The 23856-nt window shown below is 65.6% G+C and carries 23 protein-coding genes; 9 read left to right on the forward strand and 14 right to left on the reverse strand.

Annotated elements, in window-relative coordinates; all coding sequences use genetic code 11:
- Window positions 1-188 precede the first annotated feature (188 nt).
- Both ACPRTJ_RS13600 and ACPRTJ_RS13605 read left to right on the forward strand, forming a co-directional pair.
- Window positions 189-506, forward strand: a complete 318-nt coding sequence (locus ACPRTJ_RS13600; protein WP_104571897.1) for a hypothetical protein — start codon at window positions 189-191, stop codon at window positions 504-506.
- A 134-nt stretch (window positions 507-640) separates the two neighbouring features.
- Complete coding sequence (locus tag ACPRTJ_RS13605; protein WP_426427005.1) at window positions 641-1402, forward strand: YdcF family protein; 762 nt, start codon at window positions 641-643, stop codon at window positions 1400-1402.
- On the opposite strand, the gene lnt is transcribed toward ACPRTJ_RS13605, so the two are convergent.
- The 5 genes from lnt to miaB all read right to left on the reverse strand — a co-directional run bounded on the left by lnt (window position 1399) and on the right by miaB (window position 6709).
- Window positions 1399-2916: an apolipoprotein N-acyltransferase gene (gene lnt, locus ACPRTJ_RS13610; protein WP_043863891.1), complete on the reverse strand. Its 1518-nt coding sequence runs from the start codon at window positions 2914-2916 to the stop codon at window positions 1399-1401. The genes ACPRTJ_RS13605 and lnt overlap by 4 nt on opposite strands.
- Before the next feature lie 8 nt (window positions 2917-2924).
- Window positions 2925-3764: an HlyC/CorC family transporter gene (locus tag ACPRTJ_RS13615; protein ID WP_043863890.1), complete on the reverse strand. Its 840-nt coding sequence runs from the start codon at window positions 3762-3764 to the stop codon at window positions 2925-2927.
- 5 nt (window positions 3765-3769) lie between these two features.
- Window positions 3770-4264, reverse strand: a complete 495-nt coding sequence (ybeY, locus tag ACPRTJ_RS13620) for an rRNA maturation RNase YbeY (RefSeq protein ID WP_043863889.1) — start codon at window positions 4262-4264, stop codon at window positions 3770-3772.
- Entirely contained in the window at window positions 4257-5258 is a 1002-nt protein-coding gene (locus ACPRTJ_RS13625; RefSeq protein WP_043863888.1) for a PhoH family protein, read from the reverse strand. The genes ybeY and ACPRTJ_RS13625 overlap by 8 nt, the downstream gene beginning before the upstream one ends.
- A gap of 122 nt (window positions 5259-5380) precedes the next feature.
- Complete coding sequence (gene miaB / locus ACPRTJ_RS13630; protein ID WP_043863887.1) at window positions 5381-6709, reverse strand: tRNA (N6-isopentenyl adenosine(37)-C2)-methylthiotransferase MiaB; 1329 nt, start codon at window positions 6707-6709, stop codon at window positions 5381-5383.
- Between the two features lie 129 nt (window positions 6710-6838).
- Here miaB and ACPRTJ_RS13635 point away from each other — a divergent pair, with 129 nt between their 5' ends.
- The gene (locus tag ACPRTJ_RS13635) at window positions 6839-7165 is read left to right on the forward strand and encodes a DUF1820 family protein (RefSeq protein WP_043863886.1); all 327 of its coding nucleotides are present in this window, start codon (window positions 6839-6841) and stop codon (window positions 7163-7165) included.
- Between the two features lie 8 nt (window positions 7166-7173).
- Here the strand turns inward: ACPRTJ_RS13635 and ACPRTJ_RS13640 are convergent, their stop codons facing one another.
- The 4 genes from ACPRTJ_RS13640 to ACPRTJ_RS13655 all read right to left on the reverse strand — a co-directional run bounded on the left by ACPRTJ_RS13640 (window position 7174) and on the right by ACPRTJ_RS13655 (window position 10686).
- The gene (locus tag ACPRTJ_RS13640) at window positions 7174-7722 is read right to left on the reverse strand and encodes a tetratricopeptide repeat protein (protein ID WP_043863885.1); all 549 of its coding nucleotides are present in this window, start codon (window positions 7720-7722) and stop codon (window positions 7174-7176) included.
- A gap of 224 nt (window positions 7723-7946) precedes the next feature.
- Window positions 7947-9227 carry a glutamate-1-semialdehyde 2,1-aminomutase gene (gene hemL / locus ACPRTJ_RS13645; protein WP_054916347.1) on the reverse strand — a complete coding sequence of 427 codons (1281 nt, stop codon included), beginning with the start codon at window positions 9225-9227 and terminating at the stop codon, window positions 7947-7949.
- Window positions 9228-9238: 11 nt separating this feature from the next.
- Entirely contained in the window at window positions 9239-9865 is a 627-nt protein-coding gene (thiE, locus tag ACPRTJ_RS13650; protein WP_426427006.1) for a thiamine phosphate synthase, read from the reverse strand.
- 23 nt (window positions 9866-9888) lie between these two features.
- Entirely contained in the window at window positions 9889-10686 is a 798-nt protein-coding gene (locus tag ACPRTJ_RS13655) for a hydroxymethylpyrimidine/phosphomethylpyrimidine kinase (RefSeq protein ID WP_054916370.1), read from the reverse strand.
- 261 nt (window positions 10687-10947) lie between these two features.
- Between ACPRTJ_RS13655 and ACPRTJ_RS13660 the strand changes: the two genes are divergently transcribed.
- The 4 genes from ACPRTJ_RS13660 (at window position 10948) to ACPRTJ_RS13675 (ending at window position 16841) form a co-directional block, all read left to right on the forward strand.
- The gene (locus ACPRTJ_RS13660; RefSeq protein WP_426427007.1) at window positions 10948-12936 is read left to right on the forward strand and encodes a sensor histidine kinase; all 1989 of its coding nucleotides are present in this window, start codon (window positions 10948-10950) and stop codon (window positions 12934-12936) included.
- A gap of 74 nt (window positions 12937-13010) precedes the next feature.
- The gene (locus ACPRTJ_RS13665; protein WP_426427008.1) at window positions 13011-14663 is read left to right on the forward strand and encodes an acyl-CoA dehydrogenase family protein; all 1653 of its coding nucleotides are present in this window, start codon (window positions 13011-13013) and stop codon (window positions 14661-14663) included.
- A 69-nt stretch (window positions 14664-14732) separates the two neighbouring features.
- Window positions 14733-16205, forward strand: coding sequence for an AMP nucleosidase (gene amn, locus ACPRTJ_RS13670; RefSeq protein WP_043863881.1), 1473 nt, complete (start codon window positions 14733-14735; stop codon window positions 16203-16205).
- Window positions 16206-16211: 6 nt separating this feature from the next.
- Window positions 16212-16841 carry a pseudouridine synthase gene (locus ACPRTJ_RS13675; RefSeq protein WP_043863880.1) on the forward strand — a complete coding sequence of 210 codons (630 nt, stop codon included), beginning with the start codon at window positions 16212-16214 and terminating at the stop codon, window positions 16839-16841.
- Here ACPRTJ_RS13675 and ACPRTJ_RS13680 read toward each other — a convergent pair.
- Window positions 16838-17041 (reverse strand): DUF2788 domain-containing protein, encoded by a 204-nt coding sequence (locus ACPRTJ_RS13680; protein WP_043863879.1) that lies wholly within the window; start codon window positions 17039-17041, stop codon window positions 16838-16840. The two genes, ACPRTJ_RS13675 and ACPRTJ_RS13680, sit on opposite strands and share 4 nt — an antisense overlap.
- A gap of 55 nt (window positions 17042-17096) precedes the next feature.
- A complete protein-coding gene (locus ACPRTJ_RS13685) occupies window positions 17097-17573 on the reverse strand; it encodes an Lrp/AsnC family transcriptional regulator (RefSeq protein WP_043863878.1) in 477 nt (158 codons plus the stop codon).
- A 400-nt stretch (window positions 17574-17973) separates the two neighbouring features.
- Between ACPRTJ_RS13685 and ACPRTJ_RS13690 the strand changes: the two genes are divergently transcribed.
- A complete protein-coding gene (locus ACPRTJ_RS13690) occupies window positions 17974-18771 on the forward strand; it encodes a DUF6515 family protein (protein WP_253086437.1) in 798 nt (265 codons plus the stop codon).
- An 88-nt stretch (window positions 18772-18859) separates the two neighbouring features.
- Here ACPRTJ_RS13690 and ACPRTJ_RS13695 read toward each other — a convergent pair whose 3' ends face one another.
- The 3 genes from ACPRTJ_RS13695 to ACPRTJ_RS13705 form a co-directional block, all read right to left on the reverse strand.
- Complete coding sequence (locus ACPRTJ_RS13695; RefSeq protein WP_100634112.1) at window positions 18860-19732, reverse strand: cation diffusion facilitator family transporter; 873 nt, start codon at window positions 19730-19732, stop codon at window positions 18860-18862.
- A gap of 21 nt (window positions 19733-19753) precedes the next feature.
- Window positions 19754-20173, reverse strand: coding sequence for a hypothetical protein (locus ACPRTJ_RS13700; protein ID WP_043863875.1), 420 nt, complete (start codon window positions 20171-20173; stop codon window positions 19754-19756).
- 168 nt (window positions 20174-20341) lie between these two features.
- Window positions 20342-21154: a hypothetical protein gene (locus ACPRTJ_RS13705; protein ID WP_116052297.1), complete on the reverse strand. Its 813-nt coding sequence runs from the start codon at window positions 21152-21154 to the stop codon at window positions 20342-20344.
- A 175-nt stretch (window positions 21155-21329) separates the two neighbouring features.
- Here ACPRTJ_RS13705 and hrpB point away from each other — a divergent pair, with 175 nt between their 5' ends.
- Window positions 21330-23855 carry an ATP-dependent helicase HrpB gene (gene hrpB / locus ACPRTJ_RS13710; protein ID WP_426427009.1) on the forward strand — a complete coding sequence of 842 codons (2526 nt, stop codon included), beginning with the start codon at window positions 21330-21332 and terminating at the stop codon, window positions 23853-23855.
- Window position 23856 lies beyond the last annotated feature (1 nt).

Below are 23856 nucleotides of genomic sequence, written 5' to 3' on the forward strand. Positions count from 1 at the left end.
CCGTTGTGCCCGGCAATCCGGTGTCAAGAGTGAACGCCGTAGCATACATGACCCCCGTCCATCGTGGGAAACCCTGATTGCACCGGATCGGCTGGCGTTCCGTTGGTCGCGGCAACGGGCTGGTTTTGGGAGTGCCGCTAAGCTGACGTGTGGGGGGAGATGAATCTTATCTTCAATGAGGTGAACGGATGGGAGAGTCGCAGCTGGAACCACTGAAGCCGGAGATTTACGAGCGGTTGCTCGATCGCCTGGGGCTTGCCCTGGATGTCGCCCGTACGGCCGCTCGATTGCGTGATGAAATGCCTGCCGAACTGGAACTGCGTGGCCTGAGCCGCGCCGAATTCGACGTGATCAGGGCCTATCTGGCGTCGTTGCCGGAGGGTGCGCCGGGTCGTGCCGAAGCGATGCAGCAAGCGCAGCCGCCGTCCAGGGCCAAGGTCGTCTGGCTCAAGCAGACGGCGCGTTCCACCCACACGGCAAAGCCCGGAAAGCTGCACTGCAAATAGATAGGCAGTTGCCGGGCACAATCAGGCGCAGGCGGAGTGCGCCACTGGCACCATGATTCCCATTGATCGGCGCCTGGCGGCATTGTTGCCAGGCGCCGTTTGTCTGTAGCCTTGGGCATCCATGGAGGTGCCTGATGCCATTTCGCTATTTCATCAAACAACTGATTCTGCCGCCCGGCGTGCTGCTGTTGCTGCTGCTGGCAGCGTGGTGGCTGCGCCGGTCCTGGCCGCGTACCTCGCTGTTGTGTTTCATCGCCGGCCTGGGCGGGCTGTGGCTGATGAGCCTGCCGGTGGTGGTGGAGTTCGCGGCGCGCCAGCTGGAGCGTGTGCCGCCGCTTGCGACGCAGCAGTGGCAGGCGCTGGCCGGCCAGGCCGACGCGATCGTGGTGCTGGGCGCCGGGCGCGAGCGCGGTGATCCGGCCTGGGGTGGCGCCGACCAGCCCACCGGCGTGGCACTGGAGCGCATGCGCTACGCGGCGCAACTGGCCAAGGCCAGCGGCTTGCCGCTGTTGACCAGCGGTGGGCTGCACTACGGTACGCCGCCGAGCGAGGCGCGATTGATGGCCGATTCGTTGCAGCGCGATTTCGACGTGCCGGTACGCTGGCTCGAAGAGCAGAGCCGTACCACCTGGGAGAACGCCCAGATGAGCGCCGCGCTGCTGTTGCCGCAGGGCGTGAAGCGTGTGGTGGTGGTCACCCAGGCCTGGCACATGCCGCGTTCGGTGTGGAGTTTCGAACAGGCGGGGTTCGACGTGGTGGCGGCGCCGGTTGGCTATCTGGGGCATGCCTATGCACGCCCGTTCGGCGGCTGGATGCCCGAGAGCCGCGCCATGTGGCAGAGCGGCCAACTGCTCAACGAAGCAGTCGGCCTGCTGGGTTATCGCCTGTTCTACTAGACCGTCTTGGCAATGCGGCTGGCCAGCAGGGCCCAGCCGAACAGGCCCAGGCACAGGAGGGTCAGCGGCCAGGAGCGCCAGTGCAGGTAGGGCGTGAGTTTCTGCATCGGCACCACTTCACCGTAGAGGATGCCGCGTTCGAACTGCGGAATCTGCGCGGTGATCTTGCCGAACGGGTCGATCAGGCCTGTGACACCGTTGTTGGTGGCGCGGATCATCCAGCGCCCGGCTTCCAGGGCGCGCATCTGCGCCATCTGCAGGTGCTGGATGGGGCCGATCGACTTGCCGAACCAGGTGTCGTTGCTGATGGTCAGCAGGATGTCGCTCTTGGCGGCAAGGCTGGCGGCCAGTTCCGGGTAGACCACTTCGTAGCAGATCATCGGCGCCAGGTGGTAGCCCTTGGCCTGCAGCATGGCCTGGTCTTCGGGGCCGCGGGCGAAGTCCGACATCGGCAGGTCGAAGAAGGCGATCAGGCCACGCAGCATGTCCTGCAGGGGCACGTACTCGCCAAAGGGCACCAGCTTCTGCTTGAGGTAGGTGCCGTCACCCTCGCCGACCACGGTGATGCCGTTGTAGTAGCGCCGCTGCTGGTGCACCACCTCACGTACCGGCACACCCGTGATCAGCGCCGAATGCCGGTCAGTGGCGAAGCTGCCCATCATGTCCAGGTAGCCCTGGGCCTGCTCCTTGAGCACCGGCACTGCGGTTTCGGGCCACACGATCAGGTCCACGGGCCGGGAACTGAAGCTCATGTCGCGGTACAGCGCCAGTTGCCGGTTGAGCTGCTCGGGGTCCCACTTCAGTTCCTGCTCGATGTTGCCCTGGATTGCCGCGACCTTCAGCGGCTCGCCCGAAGGCACGGTCCAGGCATGGCCCTTGAGTGCCAGGCCGATGATCCACGGGGCGAACAGCAGTAGCGCGCCGATGGCCATGAAGCCCTTGCGCTCGCGCAGGCGGTGCAGGTTGCACAGCAGGGCGGCGGTCAGGGCCAGGGTGAAGGACACCAGCCACATGCCGCCCAGCGGGGCCAGGCCCGCCAGCGGACCGTCCAGCTGACTGTAGCCGGCATAGAGCCACGGGAAACCGGTGAGAAACCAGCCGCGGAACGCCTCCTGGCCCACCCACAGGGCGGCAAAGCACAGCGCGTCGGCCAGCGGTGCTTCAGGGCGGCGCAGCCAGCGCGCCCACAGCCAGGCCGGCAGGGCGAAAAACCACGCGATGGCGGCGAAGAACAGCAGCATCAGGCCGCCGGCCAGTAGCGCCGAGGCGCCGCCGTAGTCGTGGATGCTGACGTAGATCCACCAGGTGCCAGCACCGAACAGGCCGAAGCCGTAGCACCAGCCGCGCCACAGCGCCTGGCGCGGGCTCAGCTCGCGCAGGCCGAGGTAGAACAGCGCCAGCGACAGCAGCGACAGCGACCAGATGTCGAACGGGGCCAGGCTCAGCGGAGTGAGGGCGCCGGCCGCCACGGCCAGCAGGTTACCGGGCCAGCCGGGGCGGGTGATCCAGCGCATGGTTGTCCTTAACGGGTGATGGGGGTCAGGCGCAGCAGGTGAATCCGGCGGCTGTCGGCATTGAGGATGCGAAAGCGGTACGGGCCGATCTCGGTGGTTTCGTTGCGCTTGGGCAGGTGGCCGAAGGCGCTCATGACCAGGCCGCCGACGGTGTCGAACTCGTCGTCGGAGAACTCGCTGTCGAAGAACGCATTGAAGTTCTCGATCGGCGTCAGGGCCTTGATCAGGAAGTCGCCGCTGGGCAGCGGCTTGATGTAGCTGTCTTCCTCGACGTCATGCTCGTCCTCGATGTCGCCGACGATCTGCTCCAGCACGTCCTCGATGGTCACCAGGCCCGCCACGCCGCCGTATTCGTCGATGACGATGGCCATGTGGTTGTGGTTGGCGCGAAACTCGCGCAGCAGCACGTTCAGGCGCTTGGACTCGGGCACGAAGGTGGCCGGGCGCAGCAGGTCCTTGATGTTGAAGCTGTCGCCGTTCTCCTTGAGGATCAGCGGCAACAGGTCCTTGGCCAGCAATACGCCAAGCACGTCGTCGTGGCTCTCGCCGACCACCGGGTAGCGCGAATGCGCGGCGTCGATCACTGCCGGCAGGAACTCGCGCGGGGTCTGCGACGCCTTGATGCTGATCATCTGCGAGCGCGGCACCATGATGTCGCGCACCTGCAGGTCGGCGACCTGGATCGCACCTTCGACGATGGTCAGGGCCTCGCTGTCGAGCAGCTTGTTCTGGTGCGCTTCGCGCAGCAGCTCGAGGAGCTCCTGGCGGTTTTTCGGCTCATGGGCAAAAGCCTGGGTCAGTTTGCCCAGCCAGGACTTTTGCCCGTTGCTCGATCGATCTTCGCTCATGGCGGTTACTCGTGATCCTTGCAGATATCAGTGTGGGGTGCGTCGTGTTCGTCGTCGGCGTACGGGTCGGGGTGACCCAGTTCGGCAAGCAACGTTCGTTCCAGTGCTTCCATTTCCTCGGCCTCATCGTCGTCGATGTGGTCGTAGCCCAGCAGGTGCAGGCAACCGTGGATGACCAGGTGGGCCCAGTGGGCTTCGAGGGCCTTGCCCTGCTCGGCGGCCTCGCGCTCCACCACCGCCACGCAGATCACCAGGTCGCCCAGCAGCGGGATGTCGAGCAGGTCGTCGGGCACATCGGCCGGGAAGGACAGCACGTTGGTGGCGTAGTCCTTGTGCCGCCAGGTGTGGTTCAGCTCGCGACCTTCGGCTTCGTCGACCAGGCGGATGGTCAGTTCAGAATCGGCACTGCGCTGGCGCAGGGCCAGGGCGCACCATTGGCGGAACTGTTCTTCACTCGGGGCGCTTGCCTGGGTGGCCAGTTGCAGATCGAGCTCAAGCATCGTGCGGTTTGCCTTCGGTCGGGCCCGCCTGTGCATTCTCGAAGCGCTCGTAGGCTTCGACGATGCGCTGGACCAACGGGTGGCGCACGACGTCCTTGGGCTGGAAATGGGTGAAGCTGATGCCCGGCACGTCCTTGAGCACGCTGATGACGTGGGCCAGGCCCGACTTGGTGCCGCGCGGCAGGTCGACCTGGGTGATGTCACCGGTGATCACGGCAGTGGAACCGAAGCCGATACGGGTGAGGAACATCTTCATCTGCTCGACGGTGGTGTTCTGGCTCTCGTCGAGGATGATGAAGCTGTTGTTCAGGGTGCGGCCGCGCATGTAGGCCAGCGGGGCGATCTCGATCACCTGGCGTTCGATCAGCTTGGCCACGTGTTCGAAGCCGAGCATCTCGTACAGGGCGTCGTACAGCGGGCGCAGGTACGGGTCGATCTTCTGGGCCAGGTCGCCGGGCAGGAAGCCGAGCTTCTCGCCGGCCTCGACTGCCGGGCGTACCAGCAAGATGCGACGTACCTGTTCACGCTCCAGCGCGTCGACCGCGCAGGCCACGGCCAGGTAGGTCTTGCCGGTACCGGCAGGGCCGATACCGAAGTTGATGTCGTTGCCGAGGATTTCCTTCACGTAGCGCTGCTGGTTGAGCCCGCGTGGGCGAATCATGCCCTTGCGCGTGCGCAGCGAAACGCTGACTTCGTTGACTGCCGGGTTCTCCAGCGCTTCAACGGCCGATTCCTGCAGGAACAGGTGGACCATTTCCGGGGACAGCTCGGTGGCCTTGGTCTCGCGGTAGAGACGGCGCAGCAGCTGCTCGGCAGAGGAGGTCAGTTTGGGTTCGCCGATCAGTTCGAACTGATTGCCGCGGTTGCGGATCTCGATGGCCAGGCGCTGTTCGATCAGGCGCAGGTGCTCGTCGAACTGCCCGCACAGGTTGGCGAAGCGATGAGCCTCGAAGGGCTCGAGGATGAAGCGATGAGGTTCTATGGGTGCGTTCAAGGTCGTTTTTAGCCGCCCTACGGCAATTTGGATGAATTCAAGGATAACCCCACCCGCGCTACGGTGAAAGCGCTGAAACGATCAAGGGTCGCCGGGCCGCTCGTCGGGCCCGGCGCAGGCCCTTATTGCACCAGCGAACCGAACAGCGAATGTGGCCGTGCATCGTCGATGTGGATGTCGACGAACTGGCCGATCAGCGTGGGATTGTCGCAGCGGAAGTTGACGATACGGTTATTCTCCGTGCGCCCCTGCAACTGCCCCGGGTCGCGTCGCGAATAGTCGGTTACCAGGATGCGCTGCAGGGTGCCGACCATCTGTCGGCTGATCTCGAAGCCCTGGTGGTCCAGGCGGTGCTGCAGTGCAGCCAGGCGTTCCTTCTTCAGCGCCTCGGGGGTGTCGTCCGGCAGGTCGGAGGCCGGGGTGCCCGGACGCGGGCTGTAGATGAACGAGTAGGAGAAGTCGAAGCCGACCTCGGCCACCAGCTTCATGGTGTTCTCGAAGTCTTTCTCGGTTTCGCCGGGGAAGCCGATGATGAAGTCGGAACTGATGCAGATGCCCGGTACCGCCGCCTTGAGCTTGCGCAGCTTGGACTTGTACTCCAGCACCGTGTGCCCGCGCTTCATCGCCGCCAGCACGCGGTCCGAGCCCGACTGCACCGGCAGGTGCAGGTGCTTGACCAGCTCCGGCACCTCGGCGTGTGCCTGGATCAGGCTGTCGGAGAACTCCAGCGGGTGCGAGGTGGTGTAGCGGATGCGGTCGATGCCGTCGACGGCCGCCACCACCCGGATCAGCTCGGCGAGATCGGCCACGCGACCGTCGTGGGTCTGGCCCCGGTAGCCGTTGACGTTCTGGCCCAGCAGGGTGACTTCACGCACGCCGTTCTCGGCCAGGTGGATGATCTCGGCCAGCACGTCGTCGAACGGGCGGCTGACCTCTTCGCCGCGGGTATAGGGCACCACGCAGAAGGTGCAGTACTTGCTGCAGCCTTCCATCACCGACACGTAGGCGGTGGGGCCGTCGATACGCGGTTCGGGCAGGTGGTCGAACTTCTCGATCTCGGGGAACGACACGTCGACTTGCGGCAGGCGCGTGGTGCGCGCCGCGTCGATCATCTCGGGCAGGCGGTGCAGGGTCTGCGGGCCGAACACCACGTCGACATAGGGCGCGCGCTTGCGGATCGAATCACCTTCCTGGCTGGCCACGCAACCGCCCACGGCGATCACCATGTCGGGCTTGGCGTCCTTGAGCTCGCGCCAGCGGCCGAGCTGGGAGTAGACGCGGTCCTGGGCCCGTTCGCGGATCGAGCAGGTGTTGAGCAGGATGACGTCGGCGTCTTCGGCCCGCTCGGTCACCTCCAGCGCTTGATGTTCACCCAGCAGGTCGACCATGCGCGAGCTGTCATACTCGTTCATCTGGCAGCCATGGGTTTCGATATAGAGCTTCTTGGCCATGCGTGATCATCAGGTGATTCAAAGAACCGCGCATTATAGGGCGCGTGGTCGAGGGTTCCTAGCGCTGTCGTTCGGGCGGCTATGTTATAGTTTGCGGCTTATTTCCCCCTGTGACTGTTCCAGCCCCCAATGACCAAACGCGAAGCTCCCATCTACAAAGTCATCTTTCTCAACCAGGGCCAGGTGTTCGAGATGTACGCCAAACAGATCTACCAGAGTGACCTGTGGGGTTTTCTGGAGATCGAGGAATTCGTGTTCGGCGAGCGCACTCAGGTCGTGGTCGACCCGAGCGAGGAGAAGCTCAAGGCTCAGTTCGAGGGTGTGGTGCGCAGCTTCGTGCCCATGCATTCGATCGTGCGCATCGACGAGGTCGAGCGCCTGGGCACGCCGAAGGTCAGTGAAGCCCGTGGCGTCAGCAACGTGATGCCGTTCCCGATGCCGATGCCCGAGAAGTAACAGCTGCGTTACGGAAGGGGTGCGAAGGGGGTGCGACCGTCGACGGTCTGCAGCTCCAGCAGGTACTTGCGAAAGATCTGGCCGAGTACCTGGGTGGCCATCTCCAGTTCGTCGCGCTGCATTTTTGCCGACACTTCGTCGGCCATGTCCAGCGCGTCTTCAGCGCCGTTCACCGCGGCCATCTTCAGCACGATATAGGCCTGCACGTTGTTGGCGGCGACGCCTTCGCCGCGAAAGAACATGCTGCCCAGGCGATATTGCGCTTCGGCGTGGCCTTGCAGCGAGGCCTGCTCGAAATAGTTGAGTGCCTTGTTCAGGTCTTGCGGGGCGTTCTTGCCGTCGTAATAGAACTCGCCCAGCTCGTACTGCGCCTGTGCATCGCCGGACTGCGCGGCCTGCTGGCAGCTGGCCAGGGCCTGTTGCAGTTCGTCGGCAGGCGTATTGAGGGTGCAGCGGCCTGCTGCCGGGATCAGCAACGAGTTACCGCCTGCGGTGGCCAGCAGGGGCTGAAGTAGCAACAGGCAGCCCAGTGCGAGGGCGCGGCCGGCGCGGTTCATGGTGATCGACTTACCTCTGCAAAGCTGCGGCCAATGTGTCTGGTGGCACATTATGGGATAAGCAGCGCCCACCTTACAAAGTCTTTACTCGATTTTCTGCCGAGGGAGGAAGGCGGGGAGGCTTGCGGTGGCTGTTCTGGCGTCTTTGCCGGCCAGGCCGGCCCCTGCAGATTGCATGAGATTGCATGCAACCTGCAGGGGCCGGTCTGGCCGGCGAAGCGGTTTCACAGCTTGGCGAAGGCCCGCTCGGCGGCATCCAGGGTGATCTTCAGCTCGGTCTCGCCGTGGGCGATGGAGGTGAAGCCGGCTTCGAATGCGCTCGGCGCCAGGTACACGCCGCCTTCGAGCATCAGGTGGAAGAAGCGCTTGAAGCGCTCGGCATCGCTGGCCATCACGTCGTCGAAGGTGACGATGTCGTCGGCGCCGCTGAAGTACAGGCCGAACATGCCACCGGCCTGGGTGGTGACGAACGGCACGCTGGCCGCATCGGCGCGCTGCTGCAGGCCATCGAGCAGGCGGCTGGTGAAGGCGCTCAGCTCGTCATGGAAGCCCGGACGGCTGATCAGCTTGAGGGTGGTCAGGCCTGCGGCCATGGCCAGCGGGTTGCCCGACAGGGTGCCGGCCTGGTACACCGGGCCCAGCGGCGCGATCTGTTCCATGATGTGGCGCTTGCCGCCGAAGCAGCCCACCGGCATGCCGCCACCGACGATTTTGCCGAAGGTCGACAGGTCCGGGGTCACCCCGTAATGCGCCTGGGCGCCGCCCAGGGCCACGCGGAAACCGGTCATCACTTCGTCGAAGATCAGCACCACGCCGTGCTGGTCGCACAGGCTGCGCAGGCCTTCGAGGAAGCCCGGCGCCGGTGGCACGCAGTTCATGTTGCCGGCCACCGGCTCGACGATGATGCACGCCACGTCCTGGCCTACTTCACCGAGCATCTTCGCTACCGCGTCGATATCGTTGAACGGCAGGGTCAGGGTGTGCTTGGCGAACGCCGCCGGCACGCCGGCCGAGCTTGGTACGCCCTGGGTCAGCAGGCCGGAGCCGGCCTTGACCAGCAGGCTGTCGGAGTGGCCGTGGTAGCAGCCTTCGAACTTGATGATGCTGTCGCGACCGGTGAAGCCACGGGCCAGGCGGATCGCGCTCATGGTCGCTTCGGTGCCGGAGCTGACCATGCGCACCATTTCCATCGACGGCACGATCGAGCAGACCAGGTCGGCCATCTCGGTTTCCATCGCGGTCGGGGCACCATAGGACAGGCCGTGGGCCAGTTGCTTGCGCACCGACTCCAGCACGTCCGGGTGGCTGTGGCCGAGAATCATCGGGCCCCACGAGCCGACGTAGTCGACATAACGCTTGTCGTCTTCGTCAGTGACATAGGCGCCTTCGGCGTGCTTGAAGAACAGCGGCGTGCCGCCCACGCTCTTGAACGCACGCACGGGCGAGTTCACGCCACCGGGGATGTGCTTCTGGGCATTGGCAAACAGGGTTTCGGAACGAGACATGTCGGGCTCTCTCAGGCAGATGCGAACAGGGCGTTGAAGGCGCGGGCGCGGCGAGTGACCTCGGCCGTGCTGTCGGCGCCGAACAGGCCGTGAATCACCGCCAGCAGGTCGGCGCCATGGGCGACCAGCGGTGCGGCGTTGTCCAGGGTGATGCCGCCGATCACGGCAATCGGCAATTTGATGCGGCCACGGGCGTCCTCCAGCAGTTGCACGTTGCAGGCCGGGGCGCCGGGTTTGGTGACCGAGTTGAAGAAGCGGCCGAAGGCGACATAGTCGGCGCCTTCGCGGGCCGCCTGCTCGGCCAGGTCGAGCTGGGCGTGACAGGTGGCGCCGATGATCGCGCTGCGTCCCAGCAGGGCGCGCGCCGGGGTCAGCGGGCCGTCGGTCTGGCCCAGGTGCACGCCGACGTCCAGGCGCGCGGCCAGCTCGGCGTCGTCATTGATGATCAGGCGGGTGTTGTAGCGCTCGCACAGGGCCTTGAGCGCTTCGGCCTCGCCCAGGCGACGTGCGTGGTCCTGGCTCTTGTCGCGGTATTGCAGCAGGGTCACGCCACCTTCGAGGGCCGCTTCGACGTAGGCAAGAAAGCGGCCAGCCAACAGTTGGCTGTCGGTGATGGCATACAAACCACGTAACTTCATCGTGCAGGCCTCGGGGCGGTCGGTCAGGAACAGAAATCCAGGGGCAGGCGGCGTGGCACGTACTGGCCCTGGCCGAGTTTTTCGGCGTCACGCAGGGTGCGCCAGGTGTAGTCCAGCGCCGAGCGTACCGCGCTGTGCAACTGCTCGCCCAGGGCCAGGCGTCCGGCCAGGGCGCTGGCCAGGGTGCAGCCCGAGCCATGGTAGTCGCCCGGCAGGCGCTGGCAGGTCCAGGTGTGGTGCTCGCCGTCGCGGCTGTACAGGCGGTTGTGAATTTCGTGTTCGTCGCCGTGGCCGCCGGTGATCAGCAGGTGCTTGACGAATGGCAGCAGTTTTTCGGCGCATTCATCGGCACTGCCTTCGGGCAGTTCGGCCAGGATGCGGGCCTCGGGCAGGTTGGGCGTGGCAATGGTGGCCAGCGGCAGCAGGCGTTCGCGCATGGCGTAGCCGACCTCGTCCTTGCCCAGGCGACCACCGCCACCGGCGCGCAGCACCGGGTCGCACACCAGCGGCAGGTGCGGGTGGGCGCTGAGCAGTTCGACGATGGTGTCGACCATGGCCAGCGAGCCAAGCATGCCAAGCTTCACCGCCGCGACGGTCGAGTCGGTCAGCACGGCATTGGCCTGGGCCAGCACCCACTCGCGGTCGAGCACGCGGAAGTCACTGACATTGACGGTATTCTGCACGGTCAGGGCGGTGACGGCCGGGGCGGCGTGACAACCTTGAGCGATCAGGGCTTCGATATCTGCCTGCAAGCCGGCGCCGCCACTGGGGTCGTGGCCGGAGAGACAGAGGACAACGGGGCGGGAGCTGTAGGTATTCATGGTGCGCGAGCTTACCACCAAACGCTTTTGGCGGGTCTTCCAGGCAGGCGGTGTTTTTGATCGACAGGTCAGATTGCTTCTCTGATATAGGCTGAAAGCCGCGAGATAGAGCCTCTGAATTGAATTGAAACAACACCGCTGGAAGCGCCGGGAACCTATGCTAGAGTGCTCGCCAATCGATAACAGGTACTGTCGGATTTCGTCGCCTCAAACGGACAGGAGGCCAACGCGACGCGACTGCACATGCCACGCCGGGGCTGTATGCGTAATTTGCTGACTTTCTTGCTGTGCTGTTTGCCACTGTTGGCCAGCGCTGCCGATTTCGACGACACCACCCGGCAGTTGCCGCTGGGCCGCCTGATGCAGGTGTATGAAGACCCCGATGGCAGCGCCAGCATCGCCCAGGTGAGCTCGCCGGACTTCGCCAGCCGGTTCGAGCCGCACCAGGCCGACGTGCTCAACGCCGGCTATTCGACCTCGGTCTTCTGGATCAGGCTCGACCTGCGCTACACCGCCATGGCCCAGGCCGCGCCACGTCACTGGTTGCTGGAACTGGCCTACCCGCCACTCGATTACCTGGAACTCTACCTGCCCGATGCCGCCGGGCACTACTACCTGGCGCAGCGCACCGGGGATGCCTTGCCCTACGCCAGCCGCCAGATCCGCCAGAACAACTACCTGTTCAATCTGCCGTTCGCCCCCGGCCAGGCGACCACTTTGTACCTGCGCCTGCACAGCGAGGGTTCGGTACAGGCGCCGCTGACGTTGTGGTCGAGCGATGCGTACCTGGAGGCGCAGCCCACGCGGCTGTATGTGCTGGGGCTGATCTACGGCGTGCTGCTGGGGATGCTGGTGTACAACCTGTTCATCTTCATCAGTGTGCGCGACAGGAGCTACCTCTACTACATCCTCTACATCGCCTCGTTCGGCCTGTACCAGGTCTCGGTCAATGGCGCCGGGGTGGCGTACTTCTGGCCGGACCACCCGTGGTGGGCCAACGCCGCCACCCCGTTGTTCATCGGCGCCGCGGGCCTGTTCGGTTGCCAGTTCGCGCGCAGTTTCCTGCAGATGGCCAGCCACAGCCGCGCCTTCGACCGCTTCCTTCAGGGGCTGATGGCCTGTTCGGTGCTGGTGATGGTGATGTCGCTGGCGCAGGACTACGGGATCGCCCTGCGCCTGGCTACCGCGCTGGCGCTGCTGTTCACGGTGAGCATCTTCGCCGCCGGGCTGTTTGCCTGGTGGCGCGGCATGCGCGTGGCACGCTACTTCATCATCGCCTGGTCGGCCTTTTTGCTCGGCGGGCTGGTCAACACCCTGATGGTGCTGGGCTACCTGCCCAATGTGTTCCTGACCATGTACGCCAGCCAGATCGGTTCGGCGCTGGAGGTGGGGCTGTTGTCGCTGGCCCTGGCCGACCGCATCAACAGCATGCGCGAAGAACAGGCGCGCACGCTGCGCGAGGCCGGGCTGACACTGGAGCAGGCCAACTTGCAGCTGGCGCGCAGCAATCGCCTCAAGGACGAGTTCCTGGCCACCGTCACCCATGAGCTGCGCACCCCCATGAACGGTGTGATCGGCTCGCTGGAACTGATGCAGATGGCCACCAGCGAGCAGGAGCGTACCCCCTACCAGCACACCGCCAACGCTGCCGCGCAGAACATGATGCGCATGGTCGACGACATCCTGATTCTCACCGAGCTCAAGGCCGGTCGCCTGCAGGTGCAGACCGAGCTGTTCAGCGTGCATGGATTGCTTCACGAACTGCGCGTGCGATTTCTGCCCAAGGCCCAGGAAAAGGGCCTGTTCTTCAACCTGGACCCGGGCATGGATCTGCCGGACGTGATCCACGGCGACCGGCGCAAGCTGGCCATGTGCCTGAGCTACCTGCTCGACAACGGGCTCAAGTTCACCCATCGCGGCGGCGTGCTGCTCAAGGTGCGGGCCACGCCCATGGGCGTCGATCAGGCGAGCCTGACCTTCAGTGTGCGCGACAGCGGTATCGGCTTTCACTGCCTGGACGAGGCAGCGCCCTACCAGCGTTTCTTCCAGGTCGATGGGTCGATGACCCGCGAGTACGGCGGCCTGGGCATTGGCCTGTCGATCTGTCGCAAGCTGGCGCTGTTGATCGACGCACAGCTGAGCCATCAGTCGAGCCCGGGCGAGGGCAGTTGCTTCGAACTGACCTTGACGGCCCGGGTGCCCAGCGGGTTTTCCGGGGCGCCCAGATCGGGGCAAATCGCGGCTGATTAGGCGTTTTTGTCACTTTGAGCCGGGGGCGGGGCGTGATTCACTGGGGTCACGTCCGGATCTGCCAGGAGCCCCCGATGAACCTGCACCAGTACGCCGAAACCCACGAAGTCACCAACCAGCCGCCCAGCCTCGACGGCGCCAATCTGTATCGCCTCGACCTGCCGCTGCAGCAATGGTCGCGCCATTACGGCGCAGGCTGGGCCGAGGCACGTATCGATGCCTACGGCGCGCTGGCCGGTGGGCCGCTGATGGCCGCAGGCTTTCTGGCCAACCAGAACAAGCCGCAGTTCAGCAGCCATGACCGTTATGGGCATCGGATCGATCTGGTGGAGTTTCACCCGGCCTACCATGAGCTGATGCGGACTGCCATCGAGCATGGCCTGCCCTCGCTGCCCTGGGCCGAGCCGCGTGCCGGCGCGCATGTCGCCCGTGCCTCGATGACCTACCTGCACAGCCAGGCCGAAGCCGGTAGCGGCTGCCCGCTGACCATGACCTTTGCCGCGGTGCCAGCGCTCAGGCTGCAACCGGACCTGGCTGAGTACTGGGTACCCAAGGTGCTGGCCACCGCCTACGACCCGCGCAATGTCGGCGACCGGCACAAGGTGGGGGTTACGCTGGGCATGGCCATGACCGAGAAGCAGGGCGGTACCGATGTGCGTGCCAATACCACCCGGGCCTACCCGGTGAGCGCGCCGGGGCCGGGCCAGGCCTACGAGCTGGTGGGCCACAAGTGGTTCTGTTCGGCACCGATGTGCGACGCGTTCCTGACCCTGGCGCAGACCGACAAGGGCCTGAGCTGCTTTTTGCTGCCGCGCCATCGCCCGGACGACACGCGCAACCAGTTCTATATCCAGCGCCTGAAGAACAAGCTGGGCAACTGTTCGAACGCGTCCAGCGAGGTGGAGTTTCGCGGCGCCCTGGCCTGGATGATCGGCGAGGAAGGCCGTGGCGTGCCGACCATCATCGAGATGGTGGCCATGACCCGTTTCGACTGCATGGTCGGCTCCAGCGCGCTGATGCGCCAGGCCCTGACCCAGGCCGCGCACCACTGCGCCCACCGCACGGTCGGGGGCCGGGTGCTGGCCGAGCAGCCATTGATGCAGAACGTGCTCGCCGACCTGGCCCTGGAAAGCGAGGCGGCGCTGGCCCTGAGCCTGCGCATGGGGCATGCGCTGGACCAGCCCGACGACCCGCACCAGGCGCGCTTTGCGCGGCTGATGACGGCGGTGGGCAAGTACTGGATCTGCAAGCGCGCGCCGGCCATGATCAACGAGGCCGCCGAATGCATGGGCGGCGCCGGTTACGTGGAAGAGAGCATCCTGCCCCGGCTGTACCGCGAGGCCCCGGTCAACTCGACCTGGGAAGGCTCGGGCAACGTGCAGTGCCTGGACGTGTTGCGTGCCCTGTCCAAGGAGCCCGGTGTACTGGACACGCTGTTTGCGGAGCTGGGCGATGGCCATGGCGATCCGCGTCTGGCCGCACACATCGGCAACCTCAAGGCGGCCTTCGCCGATACCGGCGACATCCAGTACCGCGCCCGCCAGCTCACCGAGGACATCGCCCTGGCGGTGCAGGCCAAGCTGTTGCTGGAGGCCGGCAACGCGGCGGTCAGTGACGCCTTCATCGGCAGCCGGCTGTCCGGCAGCGGCCGGGTCTACGGCACGTTGCCGCGCGGGGCGGACGTGGCGGCGCTGGTGCAGCGGGCCACACCGAACTGGCCGCTCTAACGTGCGTGCCTTTGCCGGCGGATATAGGCAAGATGGGCCCATGCATGTCAGACAGACAGGAAGTACATTGTGAGCCGTACCGATGAAACCTTCGTTGTCGTGGAAACCGCCGAGCAAGCCGTCGACCAGTTGGCCGCCTTGCACGAATCCGCCACCGCCGCACTGAGCCAGGCGCTAAAGCGCTACCTCAAGGACCGCACCGAGCCCAATGCGGCCGAGCGCGCACAGTTTCGTTACCCCGAACTGCGCCTGACCTACCAGTATCAGGGTGACGTACCGGTGATCACCCGGGCCTACGCCAAGGTTCAGTTGCCGGGCACCTACAGCATCACCGTGACTCAGCCGGCCGCGTTTCGCGGCTACCTGCTGGAGCAGCTCGGGCCCTTGATGCGCGACTTTACCGTGACGGTCGAAGTGGGCCTGAGCGAGCAGAACATTCCCTACCCCTATGTGGTCGAGCAGGGCGATGAACTGGCCGGCACCGGCATCACCGCTGCGGCGCTGGCGCGGGTGTTCCCCAGCACCGACCTGTCGGCGGCCACCGACGGCATCGCCGACGGGCTGTACGACTGGGCCAACGTCGACCCGCTGCCGCTGGCGCTGTTCGACGCGGCGCGGGTCGATTTCTCGCTGCGCCGGCTGGTGCATTACACCGGCAGCGACTGGCGGCATGTGCAGCCATGGATCCTGCTCACCAACTACCACCGCTATGTCGACCAGTTCATCACCCACGGCCTGGAGCAACTGCGCCAAGACCCGCGCTTCGTGCGCATGGTGCTGCCGGGCAACGTGGTGATCGAAAAGGCCATGGACAATGGCGAAGCCCAGGCGCTGGTGGCCGGGGTGGTGTGGCACCGCTACCAGATGCCGGCGTATCACCTGATTGCTGCCGACGGCCATGGCATCACCCTGGTCAATATCGGCGTGGGCCCGTCCAACGCCAAGAACATCACCGACCATCTGGCGGTGCTGCGCCCGCACTGCTGGCTGATGATCGGCCACTGTGGCGGCCTGCGCCAATCCCAGACCATCGGCGACTACGTGCTGGCCCACGCCTACATGCGCCGCGACGGCATCCTTGACCGTGTGCTGCCGCCCAATATCCCGATCCCGGCCCTGGCCGAGGTGCAGCTGGCGTTGCAGGAAGCGGCGGCGCAGGTGACCGGCGAACGTGGCGACGAACTGAAAAAGCGCCTGCGCACCGGCACCGTGCTGACCTACGACGACCGCAACTGGGAGCTGCGCTGGGCCCAGGAGCGCCCATTGATCAACCTGTCGCGGGCTGTGGCAGTGGACATGGAAAGCGGCACCATCGCCGCCCAGGGCTACCGCCTGCGCGTGCCCTACGGCACCTTGCTGTGCGTGTCCGACAAGCCGCTGCACAGCGAGATCAAGCTGCCGGGGGCGGCCAACGCCTTCTACAACCGGGCGGTCAGCCAGCACCTGAAGATAGGTATTGCGGCGCTCGACCTGCTGCGCACCGAACTGAACTCGCTGCACTCGCGTAAACTGCGCAGTTTCGACGAGCCGCCGTTCCGCTGAGGCCCCATGCCGTTACCCCCCCGTTCCAAGCCGCGGCCCGCCGCGGCCAAACCCGCCGGCCCGCGTCGCCAGGCCAAGGCGCCGCCGGCCGCGCCGCGCCTGCTCCTGTTCAACAAGCCCTTCGACGTGCTGACCCAGTTCAGCGACGGCGAGGGCCGCGCCACCCTCAAGGACTTCATCGATGTACCGGGCGTATACCCGGCCGGGCGTCTGGACCGCGACAGCGAAGGGTTGTTGCTGCTGACCAATGACGGCCAGTTGCAGGCGCGCATTGCCGACCCCAGGCACAAGTTGCCCAAGACGTACTGGGTACAGGTGGAGGGCGAGCCGACCGAGGAGCAGCTGCAGCGCTTGCGCGAGGGGGTGCAACTGAATGACGGCATGACCTTGCCGGCCCAGGCGCGTCATCTGGAAGAGCCGCAACTGTGGCCGCGCAACCCGCCGGTACGCTTTCGCAAGAGCGTGCCGACCGCCTGGCTGGAGTTGGTGATCAAGGAGGGGCGCAACCGGCAGGTGCGACGCATGACCGCGGCGGTAGGCTTGCCGACCCTGCGCCTGGTGCGCGTGCGGATCGGCGACTGGAGCCTGGATGGGCTGGACCAGGGCTGCTGGCGCGAGGTGCCGGCGCGGCGCTAGACGCCTTCGATGAAGCCGATGACCACGCTCTTGATGACGAAGGCGAGAATGCCCAGGCCCAGCACGAAAAACAGGATGAAGGTGCCGAACTTGCCAGCCTTGGATTTTTTCGCCAGGTCCCAGACGATGAAACCCATGAAACCAATCAGGATGGTGACCAGGATGGTCATCATCCATTCTTCGAACAACGCAGGATCCATCGATCTTCTCCGCCAGGTTGAAGCGCGCGATTATACGCCCGGCCCGCAGCGCTGACTAACGCAGGTGCGTAAGGGGCAGCTCGGTGCTGGCCAGCACCTGGTTGAGCACGAAGCTTGAACGCACGCTGGTGACGCCTTCGATGCGGGTCAGGTGGCCGAGCAGCAGCTTCTGGTAGTGATCCATGTCTGGCACCACCACCTTGAGCTGGTAGTCGGCATCCATGCCGGTGACCAGGCTGCACTCCAGCACCTGGGGCAGGCTGCGGATGGCGGCCTCGAAGGTTTCGAAGCGCTCGGGGGTGTGCCGGTCCATGCCGATCAGCACGTAGGCGGTGAGGCTCAGGCCCAGCTTCTTGCGGTCGAGCAGGGCGACCTGGCGCGAGATGTAGCCATCGTCCTCCAGTTGCTTTACCCGCCGCGAGCAGGGCGAGGGCGACAGGCCGATCCGTTCGGCCAGTTCCTGGTTGGAGATGCGCGCATCGCGCTGCAATTCGGCAAGAATGCTCAGGTCGTATCGGTCGAGCTTGCTCATGAATGAAGCCTTTTCTGTTTCGATTGCTGCGGATTATCAATCCTTAGTTAAAAATTGCGCAAGTAATGTTTTGTTGAGCAATTTTCGCAATCCTCTGTCGCGGCGCTTGCCTATGATGGTCAACAGAATCACTGCCCGGACACATGTCCACAGCGGCGGCCCCAATCAGGGGCGCTGCGGCCAGCAACCCCACCGGGTTGTGCTCGGCCCCCGGGCTGCACACTGTTCACAAGACAGCGTGAGGTGAGCCGGCGTCACAAGCGCCGAGCACGGACGAAAATCTCGAAGGGTGGCCTCAGGGTCACCCTTTTTTAATGTCCGCAATTTCATCTGGCGCCTGCTGGCGCGTGGCAGGCGGCCTGATAGAGTAGGCCATGAATGCCAGCGGGAGAGAAACAGCATGAAGTCGCGCATCTGGCAGTTGGCAGGTGTTGGTCTGCTTTGCCTGAGCCTGGGCGCACAGGCCCAGGACGAGCGTCGCGGACCACAGCAGGACCCCAATGGCGGCGAGCGCCCGCCTGCGTCCTCGCCGCTCAACGCGCGCCCGGACGAGGTCCGCCAGACCCAGCCGCCACGCCAGGGGTACTATCAGGACGTGCCGCGGCGCAATGACGCCAATCAGCACTGGCAGGCCGGCGGGCCGGGGCAGCGCCCTGGCGAAGGGCACGGCAATGGCTGGGGCCCCGGGCCTCAGTATCGGCCGGGGCACACCATAGACCGCTTCCCGGAACCGTACCGGCGCGTGCCGTATCGTGGCAGTGACTATTACTATTCCGGTGGTTACTGGTATCGCCCGCAGGGGCCGCATTACGTGGTGGTGGCGCCGCCTTACGGGGTACGGGTGAACTACCTGCCCGACTATGCGCGGCAGGTGTGGGTGGGCAGTGCGCTGTTCTTTCTGGCTGCAGGCACCTATTACCAGTACCTGGACGACAGCCGCGACTATGTGGTGGTAAGCCCGCCGATGGCTGCGGCGCCGGCGCAACCGGGCAATGGTTATGACGTGATTGCCTACCCGGCCAACGGGCAGTCGCCACAGCAGGTCGATCAGGACCGCTACCAGTGTCACCGCTGGGCGGTGCAGCAGACCGGGTTCGACCCGGCATCGGCGACCTACGCGCCTGCGGCGCAGGTGACGGACACCTATCGACGGGCGCTGGGGGCGTGTTTGAGCGGGCGCGGTTACAGCGTCAACTGAAGCGCAACAGCTTCGCCGGCAAGGCCGGCTCCTACACGCACAGCGTGAATCCCGTAGGCGCCGGCCTTGCCGGCGAAGGGGCTGCTTGTCACTCCACCGGGTCGGCATGCACCAGCACTTCGGCCTTGGGGTACTCCCGGCGGATCGCCGCCGCTGCCGCATCGCACAGCACGTGGGCCTCGGTCAGCGTCAAGGTGCCCGGCAGCTCCAGGTCCACCTGAACGAACCAGTGGTTGCCCGACACCCGGGTGCGCAGGTCATGCGCGCCCTGCACGCCAGGCACCGCGCACACCAGTGTCATCATCTGCTCGCTCACCTCGCCGGGCAGCTCCTTGTCCATCAGGATGGCCGAGCTTTCACGGGCGATCTGCAAGGCACTCCATAGAATGTACAGCGCGATGCCCAGCCCAAAGTACGCATCCACCTGTGGCCAGCCGAACCGCGCCAGCACCAGCGCGACCAGGATGCTGGCATTGAGCAGCAGGTCGGAGCGGTAGTGCAGCGAGTCGGCGCGCACGGCGGTCGAGCCGGTGAGGCGCACCACCCTGGCCTGCACCATCAGCAAGGCGACGGTCAGCCCCAGCGACAGCAGCATCACGACAATGCCCACCGTGGCATCACCCAGCGGCGTGGGATTTTTCAGGCGTTCGACCGCCTGTACGCCGATCAGTACCGCACTCACCCCGATGAACAGCGCCTGGGCCATGCCGGCCAGTGCCTCGGCCTTGCCGTGCCCGTAGCGATGATCGTCATCGGCCGGGCGCAGGGCATAGCGCACCGCGAGCAGGTTGAGGAACGAGGCCACGCCGTCGAGCATCGAGTCGGTCAGGCCGGCCAGCAGGCTGACCGAGCCGCTGAGCCACCAGGCCACCGCCTTGCTCACGATCAGGATGCTGGCGACCCCGAGGGAGGCATTGGTCGCCAGGCGCAGCAGGCGGGCGTGTTCGGCGCTGGTGTTCATCGGTCGTCCTTGTGCGGGCGGTCAGGCGGCGGGCTTGAGGCCGTACATCGCCAGTTGTTCAACGCTGCCCTTGTGCTGGATCAGGCGCGGGTCGTTCAGCGGCAGGCGCTGGCCCAGCTCGCTCTCCAGGATGGCCTGCAGGCGCACCTTGTCGACCTTGCCATCGGCAGCGATGGCCTTGTTCAGCGTGTGCGGGTCGACCTGGGCGGTCTTGCCGCCGGGCAGGTAGATGGCGCCGGTGGCAAAGTCGACGCCGAAGGCGATCAGCCCGGGGATCACGTAGAACAGGATACCGATGGCATCCAGTGCCACGATCACCGGATCGACCTTGCCTTCGATCTGGCCGCGACGGTCGGGAAAGAACAGGGTGCCGCAAGCCGTCAGCTGGGTCAGCAGGGCAGCAACCACGGCACCGCCGATAAGGCGTGAAGGAATACGCATGTGAATCTCCGCAAAGTAGGCCGCACCGCTACCGGCGAAATGCCGGAGGGTGCAGCTAAGACCATGATAAGGCAGGCTCGGTTCGCCGTTATACTCGGCCGATTGTTCGAGGGCTATGGGCAGTTCTTTACTGATCAATACGGATCGGCGAGAACCGACGTATTCATGTCAGGCCTGTGCAATCAGCCCATTTCCCCCTTCGCTGCTGATCAGCAGGTTGGCTTTGTCGCCGTAGGTGCTGAACAGCCGCTTGGTGTCTTTCACGAACTTCACGTCCTGCTCCGCTCGGCGGGTCATTTCGCCATGCACATCCGCATGCAGGGTGGTCATCGCCGTGGCGGTTTCCTTGATGGTTTTTTCCAAGGCCTGGAAAAGTGGGCCCACTACGGGAAGCTTGGAGACTTCGATCCATGCGTAGTTCTGAAGGAAGGCGCAGAGAAACTCCCATGCGCTGTTGAGGCAGAAGTAAGTCCCCATTTTGCTCCGCTGCAGCGTGGCGATGATGTTCGACAGCGCGTCGCTCATGGCTTTGCTGTCGATAGCGTCGCTGGCGCTGATGCTGTTCAACAGTTCGATAATGCGGTCAAACAGCTCGGGCAGCCGGTTGCTGGCCTTGTAGTGTTCGAAAATCGCTTCGAAATCGATACCTTCAGGGCGTGTCTGATCCAGCATCCACTGATGGCATTTGATCTGTGGCAACAGCGTCACCAGATCGCGCATGAAGTCCGGGGTGGGCCGCTTGCTCTGGGCGTAGCCGGTGATGCACTTGATCAGTTCGTCAAGCCAGGCTGGGGTTCGCCCAGGGGGGATCAGCGCGCGCAAGCTAGTGGCAGCCTCATGCACTTTGGAAGCCTGTTGCTTTTTTTCGTGGGATAACTCGCCACCCATGATCCCCAGCAGTTTGTCGGAGGCATCGTACAGGCCGCTGCCTTGTCGATTGAGCAGAGTGGTCAGGTGGTCAAGCGCTTCTTTGTCGAGCATGGGCGCAGTCTCAAAATGTCTCCGGGCAGGGGCATCGTGCCGTTCCGCCTCGCTTTAACGGGACGATTTTGCCGGTTATGCGATGGCTAGGCCAGCAGGCGTCGTTGGTAACCGGCGCGTTGGTGAGGGCATGCCCTGCATTCCTTTATACTGCCGGGCTTGTTCGGGGGAATTCATGAGTTCATTGCCAATCGATGCCGTGCTGCCGGCCTTGCGCACCGCCTTGCAGCAGCGCCACGAAGCCGTGCTCGAGGCACCGCCGGGCGCCGGCAAGACCACCCGCGTGCCACTGGCCCTGCTCGATGAGCCGTGGCTGGCCGGCCAGCGCATCCTGCTGCTCGAACCGCGCCGGCTGGCTGCCCGCGCGGCAGCCGAGCGGCTGGCCAGCGAACTGGGCGAGGCGGTGGGCGAAACCGTCGGTTACCGCATTCGCCTGGACAGCAAGGTCGGCCCGCGCACCCGCATCGAAGTGGTCACCGAAGGCATCCTCACCCGGCGCCTGCAGGACGACCCGGCGCTGGACGGGGTGGGCCTGTTGATCTTCGACGAATTTCACGAGCGCAGCCTGGATGCCGACCTGGCCCTGGCCCTGAGCCTCAACGGCCGCGAGCTGCTGCGTGACGAGCCGCCGCTGAAGATCCTGCTGATGTCCGCCACGCTGGAAGGGCAGCGCCTGTCTGCGTTGCTCGACGACGCCCCGGTAATCAGCAGCGAAGGGCGCATGTACCCGGTGCAGATGCGCTGGGGGCGGCCGTTCCAGCCCGGCGAGTTCGTCGAGCCGCGGGTGGTCGACACGGTGTTGCAGGCGCTGGCCGACGAGCCGGGCAGCCTGCTGGTGTTCCTGCCTGGCCAGGCCGAGATCCGCCGTGTGCACCAGGCCTTGCAGGAGGCCCTGGGTGAGCGGCGCGAGATCCTGCTGTGCCCGCTGCACGGTGAACTCGATCTCGCGGCCCAGCGCGCCGCCATCGAGGCGCCGGCCGCGGGCCTGCGCAAGGTGGTGCTGGCGACCAACATCGCCGAAACCAGCCTGACCATCGACGGCGTGCGGGTGGTGATCGACGCCGGGCTGGCGCGGGTGCCGCGTTTTGACCCCGGCAGCGGCATGACCCGCCTCGATACCCAGCGCATCTCGCGCGCCAGCGCCACCCAGCGGGCCGGGCGCGCAGGACGCCTGGAGCCGGGCGTGTGCTATCGGCTGTGGTCCGAGGCCCAGCATGACCAACTGGCTGCCTACGGCAGCGCCGAGATCCTGCAGGCCGACCTTGCCGGGCTGGCCCTGCAATTGACCCGCTGGGGCGTGGCCCCGGCGCAGCTGTGCTGGCTCGACCTGCCACCGGCGGCGGCCTATGCCCAGGCCCAGGACCTGCTGGTGCGCCTGGGGGCGCTCAGGCCGGGGCAGTTGCTGGCGCTGACCGAGCATGGTCAGGCCATGGCCGAGTTGCCGGCACACCCGCGCATCGCACACCTGCTTTTGCGCGGCCAGGACCTTGGCCTGGCACAGATGGCCTGCGATGTGGCGGCACTGCTGGGCGAGCGCGACATTCTGCGCGGGGCGGGCGCCGACCTGCACAGCCGGCTGGCCCTGCTCAGTGGCGAAACCCGTGCAGCCCGAGGTGGGCAAGGCGGGGTGCAGCGGGCGCGACAACTGTCCCGCCAGTACCGCAGCTACCTGCGCGGCAAGGCCGGCGCGGCCGTGGCCGACCCCGAACATTCCCGCTGGCTCGGTGCCCTGCTGGCGCTGGCCTACCCCGATCGGGTCGCCCTGCAGCGCCGTGCCGGCGGCGCCGAGTACCGGTTGGCCAACGGGCGTGCGGCGCTGTTCGGTGAGGCCGACGCGCTGATGAAGCAACCCTGGCTGGTGATCGCCGACCTCGGCAGCCGCCAGGGGCAGCGCGAAGAGCGCATCTACCTGGCGGCCGAATTCGACCCGGCGCTGTTCGACGACGTGCTCGCCGAGCAGGTGCGCCACGTGGATCAACTGGACTGGGACGAGCGTGAGAACGTGCTGCGTGCCGAGCGCCAGCGCAAGGTCGGCGAACTGGTGCTCAGCCGCGAGCCGCTGACCGGGCTGGGCGAGGATGCGCGTGCGCGGGCGCTGCTTGACCTGGTGCGGCGCAAGGGCCTGGAGCTGCTGCCCTGGACCCCGGAACTGCGCCAGTGGCAGGCGCGGGTGGCACTGTTGCGCGGGCTGGATGTTGCGGCGGCAGGCCAGAGCGAATGGCCTGACCTGAGCGACGCGGCCTTGCTGGCCAGCCTTGAGCACTGGCTGCAACCCTACCTGGGCAAGGTCACCCGGCTCAGTCATTTTGCCCAGCTCGACCTGTCGTCCATCCTGCGCAACCTGCTGCCCTGGCCGCTGCCGCAGCGCCTGGACGAATGGGCTCCGGTGCACATCGGCGTGCCCTCGGGTTCCAACATCCGCCTGGACTACAGCGAGACGCCGCCGATTCTGGCGGTGCGCTTGCAGGAACTGTTCGGCCTGGCCGAAACCCCGCGCATCGCCCAGGGCCGCCAGCAGGTGTTGCTGCACCTGCTGTCACCGGCACGGCGCCCGGTGCAGGTGACCCAGGACCTGGCCAATTTCTGGCGCAGCACCTACGCCGAAGTGAAGAAGGACCTCAAGGGCCGCTACCCCAAGCACTACTGGCCGGACGACCCGCTGGTGGCCGAAGCCACCGCGCGGGCCAAACCGCGCAAGTAGT

Source organism: Pseudomonas palmensis (genome assembly GCF_049942755.1).
Taxonomy (GTDB): domain Bacteria; phylum Pseudomonadota; class Gammaproteobacteria; order Pseudomonadales; family Pseudomonadaceae; genus Aquipseudomonas; species Aquipseudomonas palmensis.